Below are 26,385 nucleotides of genomic sequence, written 5' to 3'. Positions count from 1 at the left end.
GGGGAGATGGCCGGCAGGCCAGAGGGGGTCGCCGCGCATGAAGCGCCAGCCTTCTCTGCCAGCGAAAGGGTGTCGTGTCAGGACGTACCGACCCCCTCTGTCGCCTTCGGCGACATCTCCCCCTCGAGGGGGGAGATCCCTACCCAAATTTCCCCGTCCGCGGGAATCCCTTCGGCACCATCCGTCCGGCCGACGCTCTCGCGCCGATCCATTCCGCCAGCTCCTCGCGCGACCTGACGAAGGTGCGGTCGGCGGAATCCTGCCAGGACAGGCCGCTCGCCAGCGTGAAGGGTTTCAGGTCGAGCAGACCGCCATCCTTGTATTTCTGCAGGCGAACGCCCTTGCCGCGGCCCATCTCGGGAATTTCGGAGAGCGCAAACACCAGCATCTTGCGGTTCTCGCCGACAATGGCGAGATGATCGCCTGACACGGGGACGCAGGCCTTGGCCTCGTCGGGCGCCTTGACGTTCATCACCTGCTTGCCCTTTCGGGTGTTGGCGACGACCTCCTCCTCCGGCACGACGAAACCATTGGCATCGTAGGAGACGAGCAACAGCTTGCGCTTCGGGTCGTGGACGAAGGCGGTGACGATGTCCTGGTCGTTGTCCATGTCGACGATGATGCGGATCGGTTCGCCATGGCCGCGGCCGCCCGGCAGCCGGTCGGCGCCGATGGTGTAGAATTTTCCGCCGGTGGTGAAGACCAGGATCTTGTCGGTGGTCTGGGCATGGAAGGCGAGCTTGAGGCTGTCGCCTTCCTTGAAGGTGAGCGTGGAATGGTCGGCCAAATGGCCTTTCATCGCCCGCAGCCAGCCCTTTTCCGAGACCACCACGGTGACCGGCTCGCGCTCGATCATGGCGTGGGCAATGTCGGTCAGATCATGCTCCGGCGCGTCGGCGAACTGGGTGCGGCGCTTGCCGAGTTCGGTCTCGGGGCCGAACTTGTCGCGAACCTGCGTGACTTCCCATTTGATCGTCGACCATTGCTTGGCGTCGGATGCGAGCAATGCCTCGATCTGCTTCTTCTCGGTGGTGAGACCGTCGAACTCCTTGCGGATCTCGAACTCTTCCAGCTTGCGCAAGGCCCGCAGCCGCATGTTGAGGATGGCTTCGGCCTGGGTGTCGGTGAGCGACCAACGGGCCATCATCACCTGCTTGGGCTCATCCTCCTCGCGGATGATCCTGATGACCTCGTCGATGTTGAGGTAGGCGATCAGGTAGCCGGCAAGGATTTCCAGCCGCTTCTCGATCTCGCCAAGCCGATGCTTCGAGCGGCGGATCAGCACATCGCGCCGATGGTCGAGCCACTCCTTCAGCACGCCCTTCAGCGACAGGACGTTAGGCACCTTGCCCCGCGACAAAACGTTCATGTTGAGGGGAAATCGGCTTTCGAGCTCGGTCAGCTTGAACAGCGATTCCATCAGAATGCCGGGATCGACCGAACGGCTCTTCGGTACGAGCACAATGCGGACGTCCTCGGCGCTTTCATCCCTGACATCCTCGAGCAGCGGCAATTTGCGCGCGATCAAAAGCTCGGCGATCTTCTCGATCAGCCTGGCCTTCTGGATGCCGTAGGGGATTTCAGTGACGACGATGCTCCAGGTGCCCCTGCCCTGATCCTCCTGGCCCCATTTGGCGCGCACGCGAAAACCGCCGCGGCCGGTCTCATAGGCCTCCAGGATGGATGCGCGGCTGTCGACGATGATGCCGCCGGTCGGGAAATCCGGCCCCTGGACGAACTCCATCAGCTTTGTCACCGGCGCGTCCGGCTGCTCGATCAACTGCAGCGCTGCGTTGCAAAGCTCGGCGGCATTGTGCGGCGGGATGGACGTGGCCATGCCGACCGCAATGCCGGAGGAACCGTTGGCGAGCAGATTCGGGAAGGCGCCGGGAAGCACTACGGGCTCCTCGTCCTCCTCATTGTAGGTTGGCCGGAAATCGACGGCGTCCTCGGTGATGCCGGCAAGCAAATCGCTCGCCACCTCGGTCATGCGCGCCTCGGTATAGCGCATGGCGGCGGCGTTATCGCCGTCGATATTGCCGAAATTGCCCTGCCCGTCGACGAGGGGATAGCGCATGGAGAAATCCTGCGCCAGGCGCACCAGCGCGTCGTAGATCGACTGGTCGCCATGCGGATGGAACTTGCCCATCACGTCGCCGACGATGCGGGCGCATTTGGCAAAGCCCTGGTCGGGGTTGAGCCTGAGCAGCCGCATCGCATGCATGATGCGGCGATGCACAGGCTTCAGCCCGTCGCGCACGTCAGGCAGCGCCCGGTGCATGATGGTCGAGAGCGCATAGGCGAGATAGCGCTCTTCCAGCGCCTTCTTCAGATCGACCGGTTCGATGTGGTCACCGCCGCCATTTTCAGGCGGCAAAATCCTTTTTCCCATACGGCTGGACTAGCCGAGCGGGTGATTCGCGGCAAGGCGGGGCTGCGGAAATCCGCACTTTGCAGCCTTTGGGCTTACGAGGGCGGCTCAAGGTCCGACAATGGATGTGACGGACTTCATGTTCCCCCTTGCCGTCCCTGTGCAACAGCAACGGTAGCAGTGCTGTTGCCAACCAACATCAATCTGTTACACGCCCTCTCTAAGGCAGGAGACGGTACGCAGGGGAGCCCGACCTTCATGACATATTCACCGCATCGGGCGAAGGCTCCCGCTCCGATTTGCCTTTCGCCGTGATTTTCGACAACTCTGCGGGAAAGCGCCTTTTTCCCGTCCAGTTCGTCACGGAATGGTGATGGCGTAGAATTGAGAAAACACTCTTTCAGGACTCTCTCAGGGAACTCGCGATGACAATCCAACGTTCGACACTCAAGAAACTTGCTTTTTCGACCTTTTTGCTGACGCTGCCGCTGAATGCCGCCTTTGCGCAAGACACGGCGGTTGCCGACCGACTGAAGGCCGCACTTGCCGTCCAGGGCGTCGATATCACCTGGACCGGCGTTACCGGCGACAATTCCAGCATGGTGCTGCAGGGCGTGTCGGTCAAACCGGCGGCCGAAAAGGAGGCGCTGCCGATCGGCGACGTCAAGCTCGAAGGCGTGACCGAAGCCAATGGCGGCTTCGATGTCGCGACCATCACGACTTCGGCCTTCGAGCACAGCAAGGACGGCGTCACGCTCAATCTCACCCCCTTCGTCATCCACGACGCCAACATCCCGGCTGAGGGCGCTACAGGCCCGCTCGGCTCGATGATGATCTACAAGTCAGCCGAACTCGAAAACCTGACGGTCAAGGTTGCCGACAAGACCGCCTTCTCGGTGGATGGGCTTGCTGTCCAGATCACGCCGCCGGCCGACGGCAAGGCGATGGAGTTTTCCGCCACGACGGAAAAGTTCAACGCCGACCTGACCCTGGTCGACGATGCGAAATCCAAGGAAGCCATCGAGGCCCTCGGCTACCAGAACATAACGGGCAATATCGAGATCGGCGGCACCTGGCAGCCGAGCGACGGCAAGATGGACCTGTCGAAATACGACATCTCGGTCGAGAATGCCGGCACGCTCGGCATGACCTTCGGCCTCGGCGGCTACACGGTCGACTTCGTCAAGTCGCTGCAGGAGATGCAGAAGAAGATGGCGGCGCAGCCCGAAGGCGCCGACAATTCGGCGCAAGGCATGGCCCTGCTCGGCCTTTTGCAGCAGCTTTCCTTCAACAGCGCCTCGATCCGCTTCGACGACGATTCGCTGACCGGCAAGGTGCTTGAATATGTCGGCAAGCAGCAGGGCATGTCGGGCAAGGACATCGCCAACCAGGCCAAGGCGATCGTGCCGTTCGGCATGGCGCAGCTCAACAATCCCGAACTGACCGCCGAAGTGACGGCCGCGGTGAGCAAGTACCTCGACGATCCGAAGAGCCTCGAGATTTCGGCCGAGCCGCCGGCAGCGGTGCCGTTCGCGCTGATCATGGCCGGCGCCATGTCCAACCCGGCCGACCTGACCAAGACGCTGGGCGTCCATGTCAAGGCCAACGAAGACTGATCGAAGTTCGCTCCCTTCTCCCCGTCACTATACGGGGAGAAGGTGCCGGCAGGCAGATGAGGGGCGGCGCCAACGCCTGCAAATTGTAGTTCGATGCTGAACCGATTGTCAGAAGGCGCCAACTGCTAAGGCCGTTCGCCAATCGCCTGCATGCGTGCTGCCCCTCATTGTCCTGCCGGACATTTCTCCCCGTATAGAGACGGGGAGAAAGGGCAGCTGCAACGCTGCCGTCAGCCCTTCTTCACTGCCGCGACACGCAGCGACAGATCACGCAACTGCTGCGGCGAGGCTTCCGAAGGCGCGTTCATCAACAAATCGTAGGCCTGCTGGTTCATCGGGAACATGGTGATCTCGCGCAGGTTCTTGGCGCCGACCAGCAGCATGACGACACGGTCGACGCCGGCCGCCATGCCGCCATGCGGCGGGGCGCCATACTGGAAGGCGCGGTAGAGGCCACCAAAGCGTTCTTCCACCGTGGCGCGGTCGAGGCCAACCGTCTCGAACGCCTTGACCATGGTTTCCGGCAAATGGTTGCGGATACCGCCAGAGGCGATCTCGAAGCCGTTGCAGACCATGTCGTACTGGAAGGCCTTTATGCCGAGCAGGTCGTCGCCGTTGAGCGCGTCGATACCGCCTTGCGGCATCGAGAACGGGTTGTGGGCGAAGTCGATCTTCTTCTCCTCCTCGCTCCATTCGAAGAACGGGAAGTCGACGATCCAGCACAATTCGAAGCGCTCGCGGTCGACAAGGTTCAGTTCTTCGCCGGCACGCGTACGCGCGGCACCGGCGAAGGTGACGAACTTCTTCGGATCGCCGGCGACGAAGAAGGCGGCGTCGCCATCGGCAAGGCCGAGCTGCTGACGGATCGCCTCGGTGCGCTCCTCGCCGATGTTCTTGGCCAATGGACCGGCGCCTTCAAGCTTGTCGCCTTCCTTGCGCCAGAAGATGTAACCCAGTCCCGGCTGGCCCTCGCCCTGCGCCCACGAGTTCATGCGGTCGCAGAAGGCGCGGCTGCCGCCGGTCTTGGCCGGAATGCCCCACACTTCGGCCTTCGGATCGTTGGCCAGGATGTTGGCGAAGACCTTGAAGCCGGAATCGCGGAAATGGTCGGAGACGGCCTGCATCTCGATCGGGTTGCGCAGGTCCGGCTTGTCGGAGCCGTATTTGCGCATCGCGACATCGTACGGGATGCGCTGGAATGTCTGCGTCACCGGCTTGCCGTTGGCGAAAGTCTCGAAGACGCCGCGCATCACCGGTTCCATGGTCGACAGCACGTCGTCCTGCTCGACGAAGCTCATCTCGAGGTCGAGCTGGTAGAATTCGCCGGGCAGGCGGTCGGCGCGCGGGTCCTCGTCGCGGAAGCAGGGTGCAATCTGGAAATAGCGGTCGAAGCCCGAAACCATGATCAGCTGCTTGTACTGCTGCGGCGCCTGCGGCAGCGCGTAGAAGGTGCCGGGATGGATCCGCGACGGCACCAGGAAGTCGCGCGCGCCTTCCGGCGACGAGGCCGTCAGGATCGGCGTCGAGAATTCGGTGAAGCCGACATCGGTCATGCGCTTGCGCATCTCGGCGATGATTTTCGTGCGCGCCACGATGTTCCTGTGCAGCGTCTCGCGGCGCAGGTCGAGGAAACGGTACTTCAGGCGGATGTCTTCGGGATAGTCGGGCTCGCCGAACACCGGCAGCGGCAATTCCTTGGCTGCCGACAGCACCTCGATCTCGCGCGCAAAAATCTCGATCTCGCCGGTCGGCAGGTTGGCGTTGGTGGTGTCCGGCCGGCGCGCCTTGACCTCGCCGTCGACGCGGATCACCCATTCGCCACGCAGCGTCTCGGCCACCTTGAAGGCGGGCGAATCCGGATCGGCGACGATCTGGGTCAGGCCGTAATGGTCGCGCAGATCGATGAACAGCAGGCCGCCATGATCGCGCACGCGATGCACCCAGCCCGACAGGCGAACCGAAGAGCCGACATCGCTCTTTCTCAACTGGGCACAGGTGTGGCTGCGGTAACGATGCATTGTCATGTCAAAATTCCGGGGTGTTCTGGTTGCGGGCCGAAGCATCAAAGCCCGGTCCAAAATTTGCGCGAAAAGCGCATGGGAGGCCTGATTTGTCAAGGCAAGCCGGGTTTGAGTCGCCGCTCTATGCGATCGTCAGCATTGAAGTCTTTGACAGGCTTGGCGCATTGCCGCCAGAAGTGTTTCTCGCGACAGTGCCGTCATCAGGCGATCTGGAGATACTTCATGCCAAAACGCACAGTACCGCCGGGTGTCGGGCCGCATAATGGCCGCGAGTTGGAACTGATGCTTCAAGGCGACAAGCCAATGGCCCTATTCGGGGCGGAACCGGGTATGGACGCCGATGATATTGGCGATGCAGGTTTTGCACCGTTTGTCGACGAAGGTCGCATCCTGAAGTTCACCCAGATTGTTCCTAAAACCTCAGTGGAAGAGCGCTGCTACTGCCTGCCGACAGAAGAATGGCGCTGCAAACTGAGCTTGTTGATCTCCAGAATGTGCCGCAGCGGAGAGGCCTTTGACATCTTCACATCGAATGATCTGGCGAGGCTTGAAGGAGCCCTTCTCGGCTATTCAAAGGAAGATGTCGAAGTGTTCGTCGCCCATGCTGCGTCCCGGACTGCCCGCGCGCCGAGCTCCGTTTAAGCCAAATGGATTTCAGCGCCCTGACGCTCGAAGTCGGCGAGGATCGCGGCCGGCGCGGTCTTTTCGACCACAAGATGGCGGATCGCCTCTGGCCTGGCGACCCGGTAGGGTGCGGCTGTGGCCAGCTTGTCATTGGTGACGGCGATGACGATGCCTGCGCTGTTCTTGGCCATGGCACGCTTTACCTCGGCCTCCGCCGAATCGAAGGCCGTCACGCCGCGTGAGGCATCGAGGCCGCAGGAGCCGAGAACAAACAGGTCCGCCCCAAGCTGCGCGACGGCGGCAAGCGTGTCGGCGCCGACGCAGGCGCCGAGATGACGGTCGAACCGGCCGCCCAGCACAATCAGCTCGATCAAAGCGTGGTTTGACAAGACAGCGGCAATTTCGAGCGAATTGGTGGCGACGGTCAGTTCGAGGTCGCGCGGAATGGCCCTGGCGATCGCGGCATTGGTCGAGCCGCTGTCGATGAACAGGGTCTGTCCGGGCGAAAGCAATGCCACGATCGCGCGGGCCAGCCGCGTCTTTTCTTCGACCGCATGGCCGGCGCGCAGGCCGACCGGCGTGGCGGCGAAGGGTGCGGCCGCGACCGCGCCGCCATAGACGCGGCGGCACTGCCCGGCCTTGGCCAACTCCCTGAGGTCGCGGCGAACCGTGTCTTCCGAAACGCCGAAGCGGCCTGCCAGCTCGCCGGCCAGCACCCTTCCCTCGACGGCCAGGCGATCGCGAATAATTTGATGCCGCTCATCGGTCAGCATTGCATGATCCTGTTTTCTTTGTGCACGTTCTTGCACGATTTGCATGTTTGTGCAAGATAAGAGAATATCAACCACAATCGCCGGCTCTCTTCCCCGAAAGCATCGTCATGACCTTTGGCCTCCGCCTCGCTCCGCAACACCGGGTCTACGCCGGCTTTGCGATCTATTCGTTCGCCATGGGCCAAATCTTCCCGCGGCTGCCCGACATCAAGCACGCCATGGGCATCGGGGACGGCACGCTCGGGCTAAGCCTGATCGGGACGCCGATCGGCACCTTGACCGCGCTGACGCTGGCGGCGCCGATCCTGGAGCGCATCGGCTTCCGCCGCGCGCTGCTCGGGCTGGTGCCGCTTTTGTCGGTTGTCTTTGCCATTGCCGTGCATGCGCCTGGGCCGCTTGCGCTGTTCCTGATGCTGTTTCCGGTCGGCCTGATGATCGGCAGCGTCGAGATCATTCTCAATGTCGAGGCCGATAGAACCGAATTCCTGCTCAAGCGCCGGATCATGAACCGGGCGCATTCGTTCTGGAGCATCGGCTTTTTCGGCGCCGGCCTGTTCGGCGCCGCGCTTGCGCATCTCGGCATTTCGCCGCAACTGCACCTGGCGATTGTCGTACCGATGGTGGCGACAGGAATCGCGCTGTTTCTCGGCGGTTACGAACCGGCGCCGAGCCGCTTCGCTGGCAATGACGAGACGGCGCCAAGGCTGGCGCGGCCGACGCTGCCGATCCTCGTCCTCGTCGCGGTGACACTGTCGGCGATGCTGATGGAAGGCGCCAGCATCGACTGGTCGGCAATCTACATGCGCACCGTGTTCGATGCGGGCCCTTTCGTCGCCGGCTTCACCGTGGCGCTGTTTGCATTCTCGCAAGCGAGCACGCGCTTCTTTGCCGACTCCTTTGTCGACCGCCACTCGCCGAGCGTCGTGGCGCGGGTGCTGCTGGCGACGATGGCGGTGGGCGTGCTGCTCGTCTTCTTCTCGCCTGCCCCGCTCGTATCGATGCTGGGCTTTGCGCTACTTGGCATCGGCAGCAGCGCGATCTTTCCGCTGGCGATCTCGGCGGCGGCCCAACGCACGGACCGCTCCGCGGCAATCAATGTCGCGGCGCTGTCGCAGATCTCCTTCGTCGCCTTCCTGCTCGGCCCGCCATTGCTCGGCTTCGTCTCCGACCATTGGGGCATCCGTTCGGCCTTCGGCATCGGCATTCCGTTCATCATCCTCAGCCTGCTGACCGCCGGCTCGCTTGGCCGAAGGGCGTCCCGCCCGGCCGCACAAGCGGATGAAGCTTTGACGAGGGCTCACGAAGCCTGAACGGCCCTACCTGAAAGCCACACACCTGTTGGCGGCGGGACAAGCCACTGGCATTGGCCACACCGATGGTTCAGAACTGTGGAGCCACCTAAGCAACGGTTCCGTATGTCCTCCATCCGCCCGCTGATCCCGCTCCTCATCGCCGCCGGCATCCTGCTTGGCGGCAACGGGCTGCAGGGCACGCTGATCGCGCTGCGCGGCGCGCAGGAAGGATTTTCGGCCTCCGACATCGGCCTGATGGGCACGTTCTATTTCGCCGGCTTCCTGTTGGGGTGCCTGGCCGTCACCCGTATCCTCAAGGCAGTCGGCCATGTCCGGACGTTTTCAGCACTGGCCGCCATCGCCGCGGCCAGTACGCTGCTCCTGGTGCTGGTGATCGATCCGGTGATGTGGTGCGCGGTGCGCTTTGCCGGCGGTTTCTGCTTTGCCGGCCTGTTCACCGTCATGGAAGCCTGGCTGAACTCCGGCGTCGAAAACAAGGATCGTGCGCGCGTGCTGGCCATCTACCGCATGGTCGATATCGGCTCGGTGACCGGCGCACAGTTCCTGATCCCGATCTTCGGCCCCGGCGGCTTTGCCATCTTCGCCATCATGTCGATGATGATCACGCTGTCGCTGGTTCCGGTGTCGCTCGGCGACCGCTCCAACCCGACGCCGCCGGAAGACGTCAAGCTCGATCTCGCCCGCGTCTGGCGGATTTCGCCGCTCGGCTGCTTCGGCTGCATCTGCGTCGGCGTCACCAACAGCGCGTTCCGCACGCTGTCGCCAGTCTATGCCGAACAGATCGGCATGTCGGTGGCCGATGTCGTCACCTTCGTCAGCGTCGGCATCTTCGGCGGCGCCCTCATCCAGTATCCGCTGGGCTACCTCTCCGACCGCTGGGATCGGCGCGCGGTGCTTTTGGCCACGACATGCGGCGCCATGTTCGCGGCGCTGGCGCTGGTCTTCGTCGCCGGCGCCGATCCGACCCTCAATTTGATCATCGTCTTCATCTTCGGCAGCTTCGCCATGCCGCTCTATTCGCTGTCGGCGGCGCATTCCAACGACCGCGCCGACAAGGGCGAGTTCGTGCTGATCAACGCCGCCTTGATGCTGTTCTATTCCTTCGGCGCCATTGGTGGCCCCTTCGCGGCGTCCGCAGTGATGCAACATTTCGGACCGGGCGCCCTGTTTGTCTTCAGCGCAGTCGTCTACGCCACCCTCATCGCCGTCATTCTCTACCGCATGCAGGTGCGCGGCAGCGTGCCGGCGGGCAAGCGCAGCCGCTTCACGGCGCTGCTGCGCACATCAACCGTCTTCGCGCGGCTGGCGCGCAGGAATGGCGATTCCGACGGATCGGCTGATACTTGACCGAAGGGCGGCTTGACGAAAGCGCCCATGGCTGAAATTGAAAGAGAACCTTACCCGTTACTAAAAAGCGATTTGATGCACGTCATCACCACCCAAAATGAGCTCGAGTCCGTTCTCGCCGCTTTTGAAAAGTCGGATTTCGTCACCGTCGACACCGAATTCATCCGCGAAACGACATTCTGGCCGATTCTGTGCCTGATCCAGATGGCGGCGCCAGGCGTCACCGCGCTGGTCGACCCGCTGGCGCCCGACATCAACCTCGCCCCATTCTTCCGGCTGATGGCCAATGAAGCGGTGGTCAAGGTTTTCCATGCCGCGCGCCAGGACATTGAAATCATCGTCCATCTCGGCGATCTGGTGCCGCATCCGGTGTTCGACACCCAGGTCGCGGCCATGGTCTGCGGCTTCGGCGACAGCGTCTCCTACGATCAGCTGGTGCAGCGCATCACCGGCGCACGGCTCGACAAATCCTCGCGTTTCACCGACTGGCGCCACCGGCCGCTGTCGGACAAGCAGCTCGACTATGCCTTGGCCGACGTCACCCATCTGATCGACGTCTACAAGCATCTCAGCGCCGAACTGGAGCGGGAAAACCGCGCCCATTGGCTAAACGAGGAAATGGAGGTGCTGACTTCGCGCGAGACCTACGATCCGCACCCCGAAGACGCCTGGAAGCGGCTGAAGATGCGGCTGCGCAAGCCGCAGGAGCTGGCGATCGTGCAGACGGTGGCGGCATGGCGCGAACGCGAGGCGCGCGAGCGTGACGTGCCGCGCGGCCGGGTGCTCAAGGACGACGCCATATACGAGGTCGCCCAGCAGGCGCCGCGCGATGCGGCAGCCCTTGGCAAGCTGCGCACCACGCCGAAAGGCTGGGAACGGTCATCGACGGCAACGGCGCTGCTCGGCGCGGTCAACACGGCGCTCGCTTTGCCCCGCGAAGAAATGCCGAAGCTGCCCAAGAGCTTTCAGCCGCCCGAGGGCTCCAATGCCGCCTCCGAGCTGTTGAAAGTGCTGTTGCGGATCGTCGCCGAGAAGGAAGGCGTCGCCTCGAAAGTGCTGGCGTCCAGCGACGACATCGACCGCATCGCCGCCGAGGGCGAGGATGCCGACGTGCCGGCCCTGCAGGGCTGGCGACGCGCCGTGTTCGGCGAAGCCGCACTGAAGCTGGTGCGCGGCGAAATCGGCATCAAGTTCGACAAGCGCAAGATCGCGGTGTTCGATTTGTAGACCCCCACCCCGCTCCGCTGCGCGGAGCGACCCTCCCCACAAGGGGGAGGGTAAACGACTGCCCTACACCGCTCCGAGCAGGTGTAGCGCGAACCAGATCCATGCCAACAAGAGAATGATCGCGCCGACGTAGAAGGCGCGGCTGCGAAACCGCAGATTGTTGCTGGTGAGGTGGACCCAGGCGTGGCCATAGCGGGAAATCACGAAAATCCACATCAACGCCAGGGTCAGATAATTGACGCCATTGGTCGCGTGCAGCGCCAGGCACAGCACATAGAACAGCACCGGCAGTTCGAACTGGTTGATGAGATTGTTGGCAACCGTGACGCTCGACCCGGGCTCGGTCGTGCGCACCTTGTATTGACCGACCTTGGCCTCGCCCGATTTGACCGCGCCGTAGCGGCGCCGGCCCATCACGACATAGACGATATAGACGAGCAACACCTGCGCCAGCATCGGCCAGAAAATCGCGGTCTGGCTCATGGCGTTGCCCCTGCTCTGTCGTTCATGCCTGTGGACGCCGCTGGGCGGCAAGGATCAAAAACGCGATGACGATGACGGGGATCGCCAGCAGCGCGAATTTGGTGACGATCAGCGACGAGGCGAAAGACAGAGAATCCGGGTTGGCCGACAGCGCATCGGACAAGAGCCGCGCCACCGCAATGTTCTGGGCGTAGTCGGCGCATGTGTAGGGCAGCACGATGACCAGCGCGAACAGCGCCTGAAGCTGCACCGGCATGGCACGAAAATTCTTCAGCCGCCGCCCCGTTGCCAGGATCAGGCTGACCATGGTCAGCGACAGCAGCGCCGGGAAGAGAAGGTCGAAAGTCAAATAGTGCCAGACCAGGATGATCTCGCTGCCGCGTCGGCCGAGTGCCGTCAGCCAGGCCATGCCCTCATCGGGCGTGAACCCGCCAAGGCGCACGTCGAGCGACGGCAGGCCACCGCTCAGCCGGCGGAAATAGAAGAATTCCAGCAGCGTCATGATGATGAAAACCGCCGCGGCGGCAAAGCACAGCGCGCCGGCATGGCGCGCCAGCCGCAGCACGATCGTCGCCTGGTGGCGCCAGAGCATGTACCGCTCTGGCTGCCGGTCAGGCTCCGCCAGGATAGTTCGGGCTTTCGCGGGTAATCGTGACGTCATGGGCGTGGCTTTCACGAAGTCCGGCGTTGGATATGCGCACAAAGGTGGCGCGTTCGCGAAAATCGGCAAGGTCGCGGCCACCGACATAACCCATAGCGGCTTTTAGCCCTCCCGCAAGCTGGTGCAGCACGCCAGACACAGGTCCCTTGTAGGGCACCTGCCCTTCAATGCCTTCCGGGACCAGTTTCAGCGTGTCGCGAACCTCGGCCTGGAAGTAGCGATCGGCCGAGCCGCGCGCCATGGCGCCGACAGAGCCCATGCCGCGATAGGCCTTGAAGGAGCGGCCCTGATGCAGATAGACCTCGCCCGGGCTTTCGTCGGTGCCGGCCAGCAGCGAACCGATCATGGCCGCACTGGCGCCCGCGGCAAGCGCCTTGGCCAGGTCACCCGAATATTTGATGCCGCCGTCGGCGATGACCGACACGCCTGATCTATGCGCCGTCTCGACCGCCGACATGATCGCCGAAAGCTGCGGCACGCCGACGCCGGCGACGATGCGCGTGGTGCAGATCGAGCCCGGGCCGATGCCGACCTTGACGGCATCGGCGCCGGCGTCGATCAGCGCCTGCGTGCCTTCGGCGGTGGCGACGTTGCCGGCCAGGATGCGGACGGAATTGGAAAGCTTCTTGGCCCGCGTCACCGCATCGAGCACGCGCTGCGAATGGCCATGCGCGGTGTCGATGACCAGGAGGTCGACACCGGCATCGATCAACCGCTCGGCGCGCTCGAAGCCGTCATCGCCGACGCTGGTGGCGGCCGCCGCCCGCAGGCGCCCCTGCGCATCCTTGGTGGCGTGCGGGTTGAGCTGCGACTTCTCGATGTCCTTGACGGTGATCAGGCCGACGCAATTGCCGGACTTGTCCACGACGACGAGCTTTTCGATGCGGTGCTGGTGCAGCAGCCGCTTGGCCTCGTCCTGGTCGACATTCTCCTTGACCGTGATCAGGTTCTCACGGGTCATCAATTCGTAAACTTTCTGCCCCGGATCGGAGGCGAAGCGCACGTCGCGGTTGGTCAGGATACCAACCAGGCGGCCGATCTTCTGGCCGCCGGTGCCGCCATTCTCGACAACCGGAATGCCCGAGATGGAATAGGTGCGCATCAGCGCCAGCGCGTCGGCGAGCGTGGCGTCGGGGCCGATGGTGACCGGATTGATGACCATGCCCGATTCGAACTTCTTGACCTGGCGAACCTGCTCGGCCTGTTCGGCCGGCGAGAAATTGCGGTGGATGACGCCGATGCCGCCGGCCTGCGCCATGGCGATGGCGAGCCGCGCCTCGGTGACGGTGTCCATGGCGGCCGACAGGATCGGCACGTTGAGGTCGATGTCGGTGGCGATGCGGGTGCGGATGTCGGTCTCACCGGGCATGACCTCGGAATGACCGGGCTGCAACAGCACGTCGTCAAAGGTCAGCGCCAGCGCGCCGGTGGACGTTTCGATGATTTTTGCCATGGCCAGTCCTCGGATACGAAAAGCGCTGGGAGAATACAAAAAAGCGCTGGACCGAAATGGACAGCGCCGACTCGTTTCTTCCCTTTCAGGATTGGCGCTGGCTGGTAACACGTCGCGGCGTGGTTGAAAAGCCGGTCGTGGCCTATTCGGCGGACTTGCCCAACAGGGCATCGAGCAAGACATGGCGCGGTGACGCGAAAGGATTGACGACCGTTACGCCGCCCCAGGTGAAGCCGTCCTGCAGATCTTCCGACAGCAGCAGCCGGCAACCGGTTTGCGAGGCAACAGACAGGATGGTCGCATCCCAGATGCCGAAATGGTGATCGGTCGCAAGATCAGCCGCGACCGTCATCACCTCCGGCGTCGTGCCGACAACCGGAAACGCGTCGCGCCAGCTCAACAGGGCGTCGCGCGCTTGTGCACGTGATCGTCCGGCCTTGCGTGTGAGAACGGTGAACAATTCGCCGAGCACTTGGACTGGAATGACGGCTGCCTCTTGCGCAATGTCGTGCAGCAGGCCGAAAACGATGTCGCGCTTCTCGGCTCCGTTGATCCCCTCGGCATAAACAAGGATGTTGGTATCGAGCGCGACCTTCACCGCTCGTCCTCGTAAAGCTCGTCGCGGCTCCAGCGCCCGGCTTCTACAACAGGCTGGCGTTCGAGGCGCGACAGCAGCGCTGTGCGCGAACGAGACGCCGCAGGGTCGGGCTGCCCTGCAGGCACGATCCGCGCCACGGGACGCCCATGGCTGGTCACGACATAGCTCTGTCCTTCGCGGACACCGCGCAGGAGGAGCGAGAATTTGCGGTTGGCGTCGGCTGCGGAAACGGCTTCTTCCATGGCATTGTCCATATAGTAGTTATATTCACTACAGCATAGTGAACCCGGTCAATTTTCGCAAGTTCATTCAATGTGGCGAAACGCAGCGACGCCTCTTGTCCGCCCACGGTCGCACAAAAGTGACAGCAAATTAATGCGACATCGCGCCTGAGGCGTGATAACCGCCGGTTCGTATCGCTTGCCCCGCCTTTTCATTGCCTGGATTGGCCGGCACGCAATTTTGGCCAATTCGGACGCGTTCGTTGAACCGCATCATTCCGCTCATTCTGGCGGTCGCCTTGTTCATGGAAAACATGGATTCGACCGTCATTGCGACATCGCTGCCGGCGATCGCCGTCGACATCCACACCAGCCCGATCGCGCTCAAGCTGGCGCTGACCGCCTATCTGGTGTCGCTGGCCATCTTCATTCCGATCAGCGGCTGGATGGCCGACCGGTTCGGCGCCAAGACCATTTTTCGCGCCGCGATCGGCGTCTTCATCGTCGGCTCGGTCTGCTGCGCCATCTCCAATTCACTGCCGGCCTTTGTCGTCTCGCGCTTCCTGCAAGGCATAGGCGGCGCCATGATGACGCCGGTCGGCCGGCTGGTCCTGGTGCGCGCGACGCCGAAGAGCGAGCTGGTCGCGGCCATGTCGTGGCTGACGGTGCCGGCGCTGGTCGGCCCGCTTGTGGGACCACCGATCGGCGGCTTCATCACCACCTATTTCACCTGGCATTGGATCTTTCTGATCAACGTGCCGATCGGCCTGATCGGCATCTGGCTGGCGACGCGCTTCCTGCCGCAAACCGACTCGATGGAGACGCCGCCGCTCGATTTCGTCGGTTTCGTACTGAGCGGGCTGGCGGCCTCCGGCGTCATCTTCGGCCTGTCGGTGGTCAGCCTGCCCTATCTGCCGCCGGCGACCGGCCTCATCACCGTGGCGGTCGGGCTGATTTCCGGCGTGCTCTATCTCCTGCATGCGCGGCGCGCCAAGAACCCGCTGCTGGCGCTGGAACTGTTCCGCAACCCGGTGTTCCGCTCCTCGGTGCTCGGCGGCTCGCTGTTTCGCATCGGCATCGGGGCGGTGCCGTTCCTGTTGCCCCTCATGTTCCAGATCGGCTTCGGGCTGACGCCGTTCCAGTCGGGCATGATCACCTTCGTCTCGGCTATCGGCGCCATCGGCATGAAATTCGTTACCGCGCTGATCTTCCGGCTTGCGGGGTTCCGCCGGGTGCTGATCTGGGGCTCGCTGATCGCCGCGGCATCGATCGCCATATACGGCCTGTTCACGCCGGAGACGCCTTACGCGCTGATGCTGGCGATATTGCTGGTCGGCGGCTTCATCCGCTCGATGTTCTTCACCGGCGTCAACGCGCTCTCCTATGCCGAGGTGACGGCTGAAGACACCAGCAAGGCAACGCCGATCACGGCGGTGTTCCAGCAACTGTCGATCGCGCTCGGCGTGGCGCTGGCCGGCGGCATCCTGGAAGTCTCGACCTCGATCCATGGCGGCCCGCTGATGCTCGGCGATTTCCACATTGCCTTCTTCATCGTGGCGGCAGTGTCAGCGGCGGCGTCGGTATCGTTCATGCGGCTGGCGCCGGATGCCGGCAACGCCGTGTCGGGTCATGGCCGGATGACGACGCCGAAGACACTGGAGCCGGTGAGCACGGCTGGGAAGTAAGGGGCGGCGCGACGAAAATCGTCGACGTCGGCGATCCTTCACACCCCCCTCTGGCCTGCCGGCCATCTCCCCCGCAAGGGGGGAGATCGGATATCACGCGGCTTTCGCCAATCTTGCAACTTTGAAGGAATGGCGAGGCGGTCGCAGCTGCCAATCTCCCCCCTTGCGGGCGAGATGTCCGGCAGGACAGAGGGACGGAACGCTACGAAGCGTCTTTCACGCCGTGCCGTCTCTGCCCTTAAAATCCTTCGCCAGCAGATACAACTCCACCGACTCATCGCGCGACGCCGGCGGCTTGACGTGATGCACTGAGCGGAAGTTCTTCTTGAGCATCGACAGCAGCTCGTTCTCGGCGCCGCCCTGAAACGTCTTGGCCAGAAAGTGCCCGCCCGGCTTCAGCACCGACAGCGCGAAATCGGCGGCCACTTCGCACAGATGCATGGTGCGGATGTGGTCGGTTCGCTTGTGGCCGGTGGTCGGCGCCGCCATGTCGGACAGCACGATATCGGGGTCGCCGCCCAGCGCTTCGGCGAGCTTTTGCGGCGCCTCGGGGTTAAGGAAGTCCATCAGCAGCACCGGCGCGCCCGGTACCGCATCCATTTCGAGATAGTCGATGCCGATGACATGTGGATTATCAGCCGTCGATTTCGTCCTCGCGGCCGCCACCTGGCACCAGCCGCCGGGGGCCGCACCGAGATCGATGACCTTCATGCCGGGTTTCAGCAGATGATGCTTGTCATCGATCTCGATCAGCTTGTAGGCCGCGCGCGAGCGATAGCCGTCGGCCTTGGAGCGCTGGACATAGGGATCATTGATGTGGCGTTGCAGCCAGCGGCGCGACGATTCTTTCAGGCCCGACTTCTTCTTGATCCGCGTCTTGAGGACACGAATGCTGGCGGAGCCCGGCTTTTCCGGCTTCTTTGTCATGACTTATTTTCTTGTTTGAGTTTTTGCACTCGCCGAGTTGCCGCCGTTTTTCGGCGGCTTCGCGTTTCGCGAAGGGCTTCCCCCACTCCGTCGCCGCTTCGCCGCGCCACCTCTCCCCCCTCCGGAGGGAGAGGAAAGGCGCTGGTCTGCATAAGTTCGCGCCCTTCCTCTACCCCGTCGATCGGGGGAGAGGTGTCGAGCGAAGCTCGACGGAGTGGGGGTCGACCGTTCACCAAAGCAATGCGGATCATGCTCGGCCCCGCCCACTGTTGCGCCAGACGCCGTCATCGGCCATCAGCTCGCTCAAAATCCCTTCGCGTAAGCCCCGGTCGGCGACGCGCAGGCGCTCCGACGGCCATACCGCGCGGATGGCTTCGAGTATAGCACAGCCGGCCAGCACAAGATCGGCACGGTCGGCGCCGATGCACGGGTTGGCGCAGCGCTGCTGGAAATCCCAGCCGACCAGTTTTTCGACCATGCGGTCGACGCTGTCGCGGTCCATCCACAGCCCGTCGACGCGGCGCCGGTCGTAGCGTTCGAGGTCGAGATGGACGCCGGCCAGCGTCGTCACCGTGCCGGATGTGCCCAGCAGATGGAATTTCGGGCTGGCCAGCACGTGGCTCAACCGGTCGCGGCCATCAAAGGATTTTAGCCGCACCGCGACGTCGTCGACCATGGCGGCAAAGATCTCGCGCGTCACCGTGCGGCCGCCAAAACGCTCGGCCAGCGAGACAACGCCGACCGGCAGCGACGTCCACGACACGATGTGGTTGGCAAGCCGCGGCGAGCGCTGGCCGGTGAGGTCGATCAGCGCGATTTCGGACGAGCCGCCGCCAATGTCGAACAGCACCACGCCTTGCGTGTCGCGCTCGACCAGCGAGCCGCAGCCGGATACAGCAAGCCGCGCCTCGGTCTGGCGGTCGATGATTTCCAACTTCAACCCCGCCTCTCGTTCGACGCGCTGCAGGAATTCGACGCCATTGTCGGCGGTGCGGCAGGCCTCGGTGGCGATCAGCCGGGCTTTCCTGATCTTGCGGTTGCGCAATTTGTCGCCGCAGATCTTCAGAGCCTCGACGGCGCGGTCCATCGCCGCCTGGCTCAGGTGCCCATTCGCCGTCAGCCCCTCGCCCAGCCTGACGATGCGCGAGAAGGCGTCGATGACGCGGAACTGGCCATGGCGCTGCGGCACCGCGACCAAAAGCCGGCAATTGTTGGTGCCGAGATCGAGCGCGGCAAACACCGGCAGTTCCTGCATCGGCGGACGATGCATTGGCTGTTCCGGTCGGGATTGTGGCGCCGAGGGCAAAGGCACCGGCGCTGGAGCGGCCGGGCCGACTGAGGCCGGCGCACTAACCGCTTCGGCCGTTGCGAGAGGGCTGTCGTCGCGCGCAAAAACCTTGCGCCCACGCCGGCGCTTGCGCCGCTTTCTCGCCTTGCCTCGCTGATGCTGGGCTTCGCCGGCCTGTCCGTTACCGGACTGAGGCCCCGCCTGGCGGGGCCGCCCGGCGGATGGGCTTGGCCCGCCTGACGGCGGCGAAGCCCTGGACACGCCCACTTCCGGCGCGCCAGCGCCGGTGTCGTGGTCTTCCACTTCAGTTCCTTCCGGCGCCGCGCGAACCGGAAAACCGGACGCAGCAGGCGCTTAAAAATTTTAAGTTGCCGCCAGAGTAGCAGCGCCGGACCGGATCACCAAGAGCAAGGGGCCAAATTTTGCCGGCTGCGTCCTGCCACGTCCCCGCTGCTTTGCAGCGTCCCGGCGTTCGCTAGCCTTTTCATCTTGCCACTGGCACGACGAATTCGCCGTTGGCGAACCGGCTGCTCACCCTTGCCGGTTGAATAGCCGGCTTCAATGAGGCATTTCTGAAATGAGGGGGAATTGGTGAATCGCGGACGTTTTAACGCCCGCCTGGGCGATGGGCAGCAACACATGACGACAACTCCATGAATTGGGGGGCCACGAATTGGAAGCGCTATCTGTGGCCGGTCATCGGTGTCGCGGCGGTCATCGGGTCGCTGTTGTTGCTGTGGCATGAGTTGCGCGGCATCTCGATCGACGATGTCTGGGACGGCATATCAGCCATCCCGACGCGCGGCTGGGTGCTGGCGGCGCTGAGCTCGGTGGTCGCCTACGCCTCGCTTGCCGGCTACGACCACATAGCGCTCTTGCATATCGGCAAGAAGGTCTCGTGGCTGTTCGTCACCTTCTGCTCCTTCACCACCTATGCGCTGTCGCACAACATTGGCGGCTCGGTGTTTTCGGGCGCCGTGATCCGCTATCGCGCCTATGGCACCAGGGGGCTGACCGGCCAGGACGTCGGCATTCTGGTCGCGATCTGCTGGATCACCTTCGTGCTCTCCAGCATTCTGGTTGGCGGCTTGGTGCTGGTGTTCGAGCCTGCAATTATCGACCGCTTTTCCGGTGCGCCCCATCACGGCCTGGCGATCGCCGCCGGCCTCGCTTTGCTGATCCTGGTCGGCGCCTACATCTTCGGCAGCTGGCTGCATCTGAAACCGCTGAAAATCGCCGGCTTCCAGCTGCACTATCCGGCGCTGCCGATCGTGGCGCGGCAACTGCTGATCGGCCCGATCGAGCTTCTGGCGGCGGCGGCGATCATCTTCTTTGCCCTGCCCGTTGCCGGCAATCCCGGCTATTTCGTCATCCTCGGCGTGTTCCTGGTCTCGTTCTCGGTGGCGCAGATCTCGCATGCGCCGGGCGGGCTCGGCGTGTTCGAGGTCGTGTTCCTCGCCGGCCTGTCTGATATGGACCCGGTCGGCGTGCTGGCGGCACTTCTGGTGTTCCGGCTGTTCTACCTGATCATCCCGCTGCTGATCGCGCTTGGCGTAGTGCTGTTCTTCGAGCACTCGCAATACAGCCGGACGGAGAGTTGAGGATCATTGGGTGCGGCGCGCCACCCGGGCGTAATTGCCCCTATGAAACGCTGTGATTGAAACGCAGCTTAGGCTTGACTATTTTCCGGCGGCGGCTACAAGGCACGCGCGGCTGCTTCGGCGGCCCACCAGCGCGACAGCGCCTGCTGGGGAATAGGTTAACGGTAGACCCACGGACTCTGACTCCGTTAGTCCTGGTTCGAATCCAGGTTCCCCAGCCAAGGCACGTCATGCCCACTGACAGCCAGTACATCCTCGAACGCATCCGCCAAGGATGCGTGGAGTTGTCCGACGACGAGTTCGTCATCGACAGGCTGGTCAAATATGTCGGCAATGGCAGGATCCGCTGGCATGTCGAATTGCGTGGGCACCGCATCGAACTGACGACCGGCCAGATCAAGAAGCAGCCGACCTTTCGCAGGAAAATCCTCGAACAGGCTGGCGTGCTGCCGCCGCAGCGTACCGGTGCCGACTACCGGCGATGGGCACTCGATCTGAGGCGAAATGCCATCGAGCTTCCCTGGCGCGACAGGCCGGTCGATGCGGGTTTTGCCATCGACCGGCTGACCAGCCATGGGGATGGGCGCTGGACGGTGGAATACCAGGGCAAGGCGATAAAATTCACGACGACCAAACTGCGCAGGCAGCTCAGCTTCCGTAAACGCATGCTGGCCAAGGCCAAGGTGCTGCCGCCCGAACTGGCCCCAGCCGCTTATCGAAAGTGGATGGACTGGCTTATTCAAAACGCCACTGAGGCGGCACCACAGGCCGGCGAAATCTTGATGACGGAGAAAAGCTGGCTGGACGACCTGCCGGAGCTGGCCGGCTGGCAAGATGAGGCGCCGCCGGAAGGGACCGACTAGGGCAGCGACAGCATCTCCCATAAGGATTTATCCGCATTTTAACTAATGTAGATCATCCTTTCGGATTGTGTTCTCCCGGCTTTTGGACAGAGCAGAATGGTCGATTTCGTGGACAAGGATGACGTTCCAGCACCCGGCCCGCCCAAACGCTGGCGCGCAATAGCTTTGGCGGCACTCCAGATCGTCCCGCCGGTCATTTCATCATGGCCGGCTATTTCACCTATGTGACCTCGCACAACAAGCCGCCTGCAGACATGGCGGCGCTGGCCGTGTCGATCATGAATCGGGCGATGCTTCTCCAGAACTGCGCGATTGGGCAGCTGGCGTTCTGGGGATACAGACCGATATCGGAATGCCTGCCAAAACTGCCCAGCAATAACAGCCTACCAGGCCTGATATTCCTCCGGCAGGAGTTTGGTTGCGCCCAAGCCAGCGGCCGGCGCCGCTCATCCAAGAGATTGCCTGAGGAGGCGCCGGCCAGGCGGGCATTGGGGTACCCGCCGACGCTACATTAGCATTGGTGCATAGATGCGATATGGCGCGAACGCGGAAGGTCGGCAGCCGCGGCACTACAGCAATTTTTCCCAAGACCCGGGCCCGCAACGCTGCAAGGGTTGTGGCGCCCAGCGTTTCCGCGAGGCTTGCCCTGGAGACAATCATGACGACGTTTCTCACCGCTCTCGCATCCGAAGGTCCGCCAGCCGACCGGGCGAAAGACATGGACCTCTATGGATGGTTGATTGGCAGCTGGGACATGGAGACGGTTCACCACCGCAACGACGGCACAATCCAGAAATCGGATGGCGAGTGTCACTTTGGCTGGGTGCTCGAAGGCCGCGCCATTCAGGACATCTGGATCAGGCCCAGGCGCCCTGCCCCGTCCACCATGTATGGCACGACCTTGCGCGTCTTCGATCCCGGGATCGGTGGCTGGCACATTATCTGGAGCGATCCGCTCAACCAGGATTACTCGCGCCAGATCGGGCGGGCCGAAGGCAAGGACATCGTCCAGATGGGCGCCGACTCGCGCGGCCTGCAGGCGCGGTGGCGGTTCACCGAGATCACCGCCGCCAGCTTTCACTGGATCGGTGAGGAGAGACGAGCGGAGAGCGACCCCTGGCGCGTGACATATGAACATTTCGCGCGCCGGACGGGTTCCTGAAGCACGCTTGCGCATTCAGCCCCTCGTGCCTACGGGCGAGGTACGACCATAGATTAGCGATAGCTCAATTAACACCAAACCAGTATCTCAAAACCCGCCGGTACAAGCGCGCCCAAGAACCTTCATATGTACCGAGCGCGAACTGAGGCTAGACAAGTGAAGATTCCAATAGCATTGTTGGCACTGGGACGGGGCTCGACCGGCAAGCGCAAACGATGCTTGTCGGTGGTTGGCAACTGCTAAACCGTACAGCCGTAATTGCCACGGCTGCGAGACCAAGGAGTCCCAAGGATGCCGAACTCAAGCCAAACCAGCGATCAATGGTGGGTCAACGACCAGACGCCGGACAACCCGTACGGCAAAAGCGAAGATTACGGGGCCTTCCTCACCTACCTTGGAGCGCTGGACCGGTCGATAACGCCGGCGATCGCGGCGGGAACGCTGAGGATAAATGTCTCCGAGCTCAATGACCATCCCGAATACAAGGCCGCCGCGATCGGCGCCTTGCAGATGTGGGCCAGTGTCACCCCGTTGAAGTTCGAAATCGTCGACAATGCACCATACAACAGCGCAACGGACTGGATGCAGGTTGTCAGCCCCGAACTGGGCGAAGAGGACGACGGCAGCGCCTATTCCAACGACCGCTATGTCAGCATCGGCCAGCGTTTCCACGACACCGAGGTCAACAAGACGGATATTGGCGGCTATGTCTTCGATTCCTTCATCCATGAATTCGGTCATGAGTTCGGGCTGAACCACCCCGGGCTCTACAATTACAGCGGCCCAGGCGGCGTACAGATCAATTATCTGAACAATGCGACCTGGACCTACGACCGTCAGCAATACAGCGTCATGTCCTATTTCGACGGGATCGATGTCGGTGAAACCAGCCGCTGGTCGGCGTCAACGCCGATGATGGCCGACATCGAGGCTGTCATCCGCCGCTTTTTCTCCACCGTCGACGAGAACGGCGTGCGCACCTATCAGCATATCGATCTCAACACGGGCGACAACGTCTACGGCTTCGGCAGTGCCGTGGACGGCTACCGGCTGACCTCTTCGGGCATGCAGCACGATATCGGTTTTGTCATCCATGACACCGGCGGAACCGACACGATCGACTTCTCCGGCTCGACGGCCGGCACGATCCTCGATTTGCGCGCCGGACAGTTCTCCAGCGTCAACGGCCACAGCAACAATGTGTCGATCTTTGCCGGGCACAACGCCGATGGCACCGACTATTACATCGAGAACGGCATCGGCAGCAGCTATGACGACGTCCTGATTGGCAATGACGGAGCCAACGTGCTGGATGGCCGCGGCGGCGGCGACCGCATGGCCGGCAATGGCGGCGACGACACCTATTTCGTCGATTCCCTCGACGACATCGTGCGCGAGGAAGCGAATGGCGGGAATGACACGGTCGTTCTGCTGAACCGGAACTTGAATATCCGGAAAATCGCCAACGTCGAACACATCATCTACGCCGACGAGTCGACACTCCAGCCTGGAGACGGCGGCACCGAAACCGCACCGACCATCGGCGACAACACGATGACCAGCGTCATCTTCGGCGACAATGGCAACAATACGCTCGACGGCGGCGCCGGCGACGACACGATCTTCGGCCAGGGCGGCGATGACCTCATCATCGGCGGCCGCGACTCGCTCGCCAGCCGCGACATCAACAACACCATCGATGTCGCCGACCTTCCAGACCAGACCGAGAGCGACGACGGCAATGACACGCTCTATGGCGGCCGCGGCAACGATACGATCCTCGGCGGCCAAGGCAACGACATCCTCGACGGCGGCGACGGCGACGATACGCTGAGCGGCCAGGATGGCGTCGATATATTCCGGGGCGGCGCCGGCGTCGACACGGTAGACTTCAGCAAGGAGAGCCCCTTCCAACTGCTCGTCAACCTCGAGACGAACGTTGCCAATGGCGGCACCGCCACCGGCGACACCTTCTACAGCATCGAAAACCTGATCGGCTCCGATGACCGCATCGACCGTTTCATCGGTACGTCGGCGGCCAATCATTTCTGGGGCCGGGGCGGCGGCGACTATTTCAACGGCGGCGGCGGCAACGACATACTGGATGGCGGCAATGACGGCGACATCCTGTACGGTGAAGCCGGCAACGACACGATCATCGGCGGCGCCGGCCAGGACTATCTGGATGGCGGCGCCGGCATCGATACGGTCGTCTACGAAGGCAGCTCCGCCGGCGTGACGATCGACCTCGCCAATGGCACGGCCAATGGCGGCGACGGCGATGGCCCGGTGCAGATCGTCGGGCGCGGCACCGTTATCCGGCACGACATCCTGGTCGGCTTCGAAAACGCCGTCGGGTCGTTCTTCGACGACCATCTCATCGGCAACGCCCAGGCCAACAAACTTTCCGGCGGCGCCGGCAACGACACGCTGACCGGCGGTGGCGGCGCCGATATATTGAATGGCGGCGCCGGCAGCGACACGGCGGACTACGCCGACGCGGCCAGCGGGCAAAACCTCAAACTGGGTGGCGGCAAATCCGGCGGCGACACCTATATCTCGATCGAAAATCTGGCTGGCTCGGGCTTCAACGATCACCTGACCGGCGATGGCGCGGCCAATGTGATGACCGGCCAGGGCGGCGCCGACAAGATCGACGGCGGCGGCGGCGATGACACCCTGCTTGGCGATTTCGCCTATCAGGGCGATGCTCCGCCACGCCCGGGCATGGGCACCGGCTACGCCACGCTCGGACCGGACGCGACCAACAATTCGGTCTCGACCGCCTTCGACATCTCGAACAACTTCTCGCTGACCGCCGACCCCGACATCTTCGATTCGACGACCACCCTTCACACCACCGTCAATGCCACCGGAAACGGCTTGGGCGGATATTACAGCATCAACCTGGCGGCCGGCACGATCATCACCATCGACATCGATGGCATTGCCGACCCCAATGTCCATGACAGCATCGTCAGGGTGCTGGACAGCGATGGCAATATCGTCGCCCAGAACGACGATGGCGGCAACGACCCCGGCTCCAACAACGGCCGCGATTCGAGCACCAGCTTCATCGTTCAGGAAACCGGAACCTACTATATTGTGGAGGGCGAATGGTCGGACTCGGCTCCTGGCGATGGCTGGGTCGAATCCGTGCCGGAGGGCTCGACTTACAAGCTGAACGTGTCGGTCGAATTCCCGCCGGCACCAGCTCAGCCGGGCGTTGCGGGCGCCGATACGCTCAACGGCGGCGGCGGCAGCGACCTTTTGGATGGCGGGCTGGCTGCCGATACGCTGACCGGCGGCGCCGGCGACGACTATTTCCGCTTCTCGACAGAACTCGGGAACGGCAATATCGACTGGATCAAGGACTTCAAGGTCGCCGACGATACGATCCTGCTGGACAACCTCATCTTTGCCAGCGTTGGCGGCGACGGCGCCCTTGCTTTGGGCTCATTCTACAAGAGCGCAGCCGGCGCTGCTCATGATGCCGACGACCGCATCATCTACGACACCGACGGTGGAATATTGTCTTACGACGCCGATGGTTCCGGACAGGGAGCAGCCGTTCAGTTTGCACACCTGAACACAAATCTGGATCTTTCGGCTGCAGACTTCATCGTCATCTAACGCGTTGCCGGGGGAGGGGTGCCGTCAGGCTCCCCTCCCGCATACCCCAGCGCAGTGAAAAGGGAGAGGACGCGATGACCGACCGCCGCACAGTGTTAATGGCCGCCGGAGTTGCGGCAGTCGCCGCGGCCACCGGGGCAGCGGCAGCGCAATCGCCAGATATTCGCGCGCCAGATATTCGCGCAACAGATATTCGCGGCGCCGTCACCTTTGTGGGCGGCAAGGCTATCCCGGAAGGTCATCTCGAGATCTATCTTGAGGATCCCGCCATTCAGGACAGTGGGCGACGCCGCGCCGCCAAAACCAGCCTCAAGAGCGAGGGCGGCTCAAAGACGATAGAATTTTCCTTGCCCCTGCCCGCAAGCTCGACCGCTTCACCAACGCTGCAGGTCGTTGCGCGCCTGGAGCGTGCGGACGGCTGGCTGGTGGCGCGGGGCAGCGCGCAGTTCCAGGCCGGCCTGCCCGTCCATGTCACACTCAAGGCAGTTATCTATTGAAGGACGAGATGCCATATCCTG

At 63.0% G+C, this 26,385-nt stretch carries 22 protein-coding genes and 1 tRNA gene; 13 read left to right on the top strand and 10 right to left on the bottom strand.

Annotation, left to right across the window (positions count from 1 at the left end; translation table 11 throughout):
- Positions 1 to 139 precede the first annotated feature (139 nt).
- The gene (parC, locus tag ACYG9Z_RS25365; protein WP_023694915.1) at positions 140 to 2,392 is read right to left on the bottom strand and encodes a DNA topoisomerase IV subunit A; all 2,253 of its coding nucleotides are present in this window, start codon (positions 2,390 to 2,392) and stop codon (positions 140 to 142) included.
- 404 nt (positions 2,393 to 2,796) lie between these two features.
- On the opposite strand from parC, the gene ACYG9Z_RS25360 reads away from it, so the two are divergent.
- Positions 2,797 to 3,987 carry a hypothetical protein gene (locus ACYG9Z_RS25360; RefSeq protein ID WP_023734156.1) on the top strand — a complete coding sequence of 397 codons (1,191 nt, stop codon included), beginning with the start codon at positions 2,797 to 2,799 and terminating at the stop codon, positions 3,985 to 3,987.
- Positions 3,988 to 4,217: 230 nt separating this feature from the next.
- Here the strand turns inward: ACYG9Z_RS25360 and aspS are convergent, their stop codons facing one another.
- The gene (gene aspS / locus ACYG9Z_RS25355; protein WP_023752014.1) at positions 4,218 to 6,005 is read right to left on the bottom strand and encodes an aspartate--tRNA ligase; all 1,788 of its coding nucleotides are present in this window, start codon (positions 6,003 to 6,005) and stop codon (positions 4,218 to 4,220) included.
- 225 nt (positions 6,006 to 6,230) lie between these two features.
- Here aspS and ACYG9Z_RS25350 point away from each other — a divergent pair, with 225 nt between their 5' ends.
- Positions 6,231 to 6,650, top strand: a complete 420-nt coding sequence (locus ACYG9Z_RS25350; protein WP_023752015.1) for a hypothetical protein — start codon at positions 6,231 to 6,233, stop codon at positions 6,648 to 6,650.
- On the opposite strand, the gene ACYG9Z_RS25345 is transcribed toward ACYG9Z_RS25350, so the two are convergent.
- The gene (locus ACYG9Z_RS25345) at positions 6,647 to 7,405 is read right to left on the bottom strand and encodes a DeoR/GlpR family DNA-binding transcription regulator (protein WP_023752016.1); all 759 of its coding nucleotides are present in this window, start codon (positions 7,403 to 7,405) and stop codon (positions 6,647 to 6,649) included. The genes ACYG9Z_RS25350 and ACYG9Z_RS25345 overlap by 4 nt on opposite strands.
- A 107-nt stretch (positions 7,406 to 7,512) precedes the next feature.
- On the opposite strand from ACYG9Z_RS25345, the gene ACYG9Z_RS25340 reads away from it, so the two are divergent.
- The 3 genes from ACYG9Z_RS25340 (at position 7,513) to rnd (ending at position 11,292) form a co-directional block, all read left to right on the top strand.
- Complete coding sequence (locus ACYG9Z_RS25340; protein WP_023752017.1) at positions 7,513 to 8,715, top strand: MFS transporter; 1,203 nt, start codon at positions 7,513 to 7,515, stop codon at positions 8,713 to 8,715.
- A 105-nt stretch (positions 8,716 to 8,820) separates the two neighbouring features.
- Positions 8,821 to 10,065 (top strand): MFS transporter, encoded by a 1,245-nt coding sequence (locus tag ACYG9Z_RS25335; RefSeq protein ID WP_023750462.1) that lies wholly within the window; start codon positions 8,821 to 8,823, stop codon positions 10,063 to 10,065.
- Between the two features lie 75 nt (positions 10,066 to 10,140).
- Entirely contained in the window at positions 10,141 to 11,292 is a 1,152-nt protein-coding gene (rnd, locus tag ACYG9Z_RS25330; protein WP_023705815.1) for a ribonuclease D, read from the top strand.
- A 63-nt stretch (positions 11,293 to 11,355) separates the two neighbouring features.
- Here rnd and ACYG9Z_RS25325 read toward each other — a convergent pair whose 3' ends face one another.
- From ACYG9Z_RS25325 to ACYG9Z_RS25305, 5 genes are all read right to left on the bottom strand, one after another.
- Complete coding sequence (locus ACYG9Z_RS25325; protein ID WP_023673032.1) at positions 11,356 to 11,775, bottom strand: MAPEG family protein; 420 nt, start codon at positions 11,773 to 11,775, stop codon at positions 11,356 to 11,358.
- A gap of 22 nt (positions 11,776 to 11,797) precedes the next feature.
- Positions 11,798 to 12,367, bottom strand: coding sequence for a hypothetical protein (locus ACYG9Z_RS25320; protein WP_023749016.1), 570 nt, complete (start codon positions 12,365 to 12,367; stop codon positions 11,798 to 11,800).
- A 19-nt stretch (positions 12,368 to 12,386) separates the two neighbouring features.
- Positions 12,387 to 13,889, bottom strand: a complete 1,503-nt coding sequence (gene guaB / locus ACYG9Z_RS25315; protein ID WP_023734161.1) for an IMP dehydrogenase — start codon at positions 13,887 to 13,889, stop codon at positions 12,387 to 12,389.
- Between the two features lie 142 nt (positions 13,890 to 14,031).
- The gene (locus ACYG9Z_RS25310) at positions 14,032 to 14,487 is read right to left on the bottom strand and encodes a PIN domain-containing protein (RefSeq protein ID WP_023673035.1); all 456 of its coding nucleotides are present in this window, start codon (positions 14,485 to 14,487) and stop codon (positions 14,032 to 14,034) included.
- Positions 14,484 to 14,729, bottom strand: coding sequence for a type II toxin-antitoxin system Phd/YefM family antitoxin (locus ACYG9Z_RS25305; RefSeq protein ID WP_023673036.1), 246 nt, complete (start codon positions 14,727 to 14,729; stop codon positions 14,484 to 14,486). Before ACYG9Z_RS25305 ends, ACYG9Z_RS25310 begins: the two co-directional genes overlap by 4 nt.
- A 242-nt stretch (positions 14,730 to 14,971) precedes the next feature.
- On the opposite strand from ACYG9Z_RS25305, the gene ACYG9Z_RS25300 reads away from it, so the two are divergent.
- A complete protein-coding gene (locus ACYG9Z_RS25300) occupies positions 14,972 to 16,393 on the top strand; it encodes an MFS transporter (RefSeq protein ID WP_023752019.1) in 1,422 nt (473 codons plus the stop codon).
- Between the two features lie 216 nt (positions 16,394 to 16,609).
- Here the strand turns inward: ACYG9Z_RS25300 and ACYG9Z_RS25295 are convergent, their stop codons facing one another.
- Positions 16,610 to 17,320, bottom strand: a complete 711-nt coding sequence (locus tag ACYG9Z_RS25295) for an RlmE family RNA methyltransferase (protein WP_023682432.1) — start codon at positions 17,318 to 17,320, stop codon at positions 16,610 to 16,612.
- Positions 17,321 to 17,567: 247 nt separating this feature from the next.
- Complete coding sequence (locus ACYG9Z_RS25290; protein WP_023682433.1) at positions 17,568 to 18,911, bottom strand: Ppx/GppA phosphatase family protein; 1,344 nt, start codon at positions 18,909 to 18,911, stop codon at positions 17,568 to 17,570.
- Positions 18,912 to 19,261: 350 nt separating this feature from the next.
- On the opposite strand from ACYG9Z_RS25290, the gene ACYG9Z_RS25285 reads away from it, so the two are divergent.
- The 7 genes from ACYG9Z_RS25285 (at position 19,262) to ACYG9Z_RS25255 (ending at position 26,364) form a co-directional block, all read left to right on the top strand.
- Positions 19,262 to 20,209 carry a lysylphosphatidylglycerol synthase domain-containing protein gene (locus tag ACYG9Z_RS25285; protein WP_023752020.1) on the top strand — a complete coding sequence of 316 codons (948 nt, stop codon included), beginning with the start codon at positions 19,262 to 19,264 and terminating at the stop codon, positions 20,207 to 20,209.
- Between the two features lie 147 nt (positions 20,210 to 20,356).
- Positions 20,357 to 20,430 (top strand) — tRNA-Gln (locus ACYG9Z_RS25280).
- 9 nt (positions 20,431 to 20,439) lie between these two features.
- Positions 20,440 to 21,072: a hypothetical protein gene (locus ACYG9Z_RS25275; protein ID WP_023752021.1), complete on the top strand. Its 633-nt coding sequence runs from the start codon at positions 20,440 to 20,442 to the stop codon at positions 21,070 to 21,072.
- 203 nt (positions 21,073 to 21,275) lie between these two features.
- On the top strand, positions 21,276 to 21,587 hold the full coding sequence (locus ACYG9Z_RS25270) for a hypothetical protein (RefSeq protein ID WP_023752022.1): 312 nt from the start codon (positions 21,276 to 21,278) through the stop codon (positions 21,585 to 21,587).
- Positions 21,588 to 21,730: 143 nt separating this feature from the next.
- On the top strand, positions 21,731 to 22,234 hold the full coding sequence (locus tag ACYG9Z_RS25265) for a hypothetical protein (protein ID WP_023682882.1): 504 nt from the start codon (positions 21,731 to 21,733) through the stop codon (positions 22,232 to 22,234).
- 291 nt (positions 22,235 to 22,525) lie between these two features.
- On the top strand, positions 22,526 to 25,867 hold the full coding sequence (locus ACYG9Z_RS25260) for a M10 family metallopeptidase C-terminal domain-containing protein (RefSeq protein WP_023752023.1): 3,342 nt from the start codon (positions 22,526 to 22,528) through the stop codon (positions 25,865 to 25,867).
- Positions 25,868 to 25,941: 74 nt separating this feature from the next.
- Entirely contained in the window at positions 25,942 to 26,364 is a 423-nt protein-coding gene (locus tag ACYG9Z_RS25255) for a hypothetical protein (RefSeq protein ID WP_023682883.1), read from the top strand.
- Positions 26,365 to 26,385 lie beyond the last annotated feature (21 nt).

The organism is Mesorhizobium sp. RSR380A, from assembly GCF_054719385.1.
This window is presented reverse-complemented; position numbering and strand designations above follow the sequence as displayed.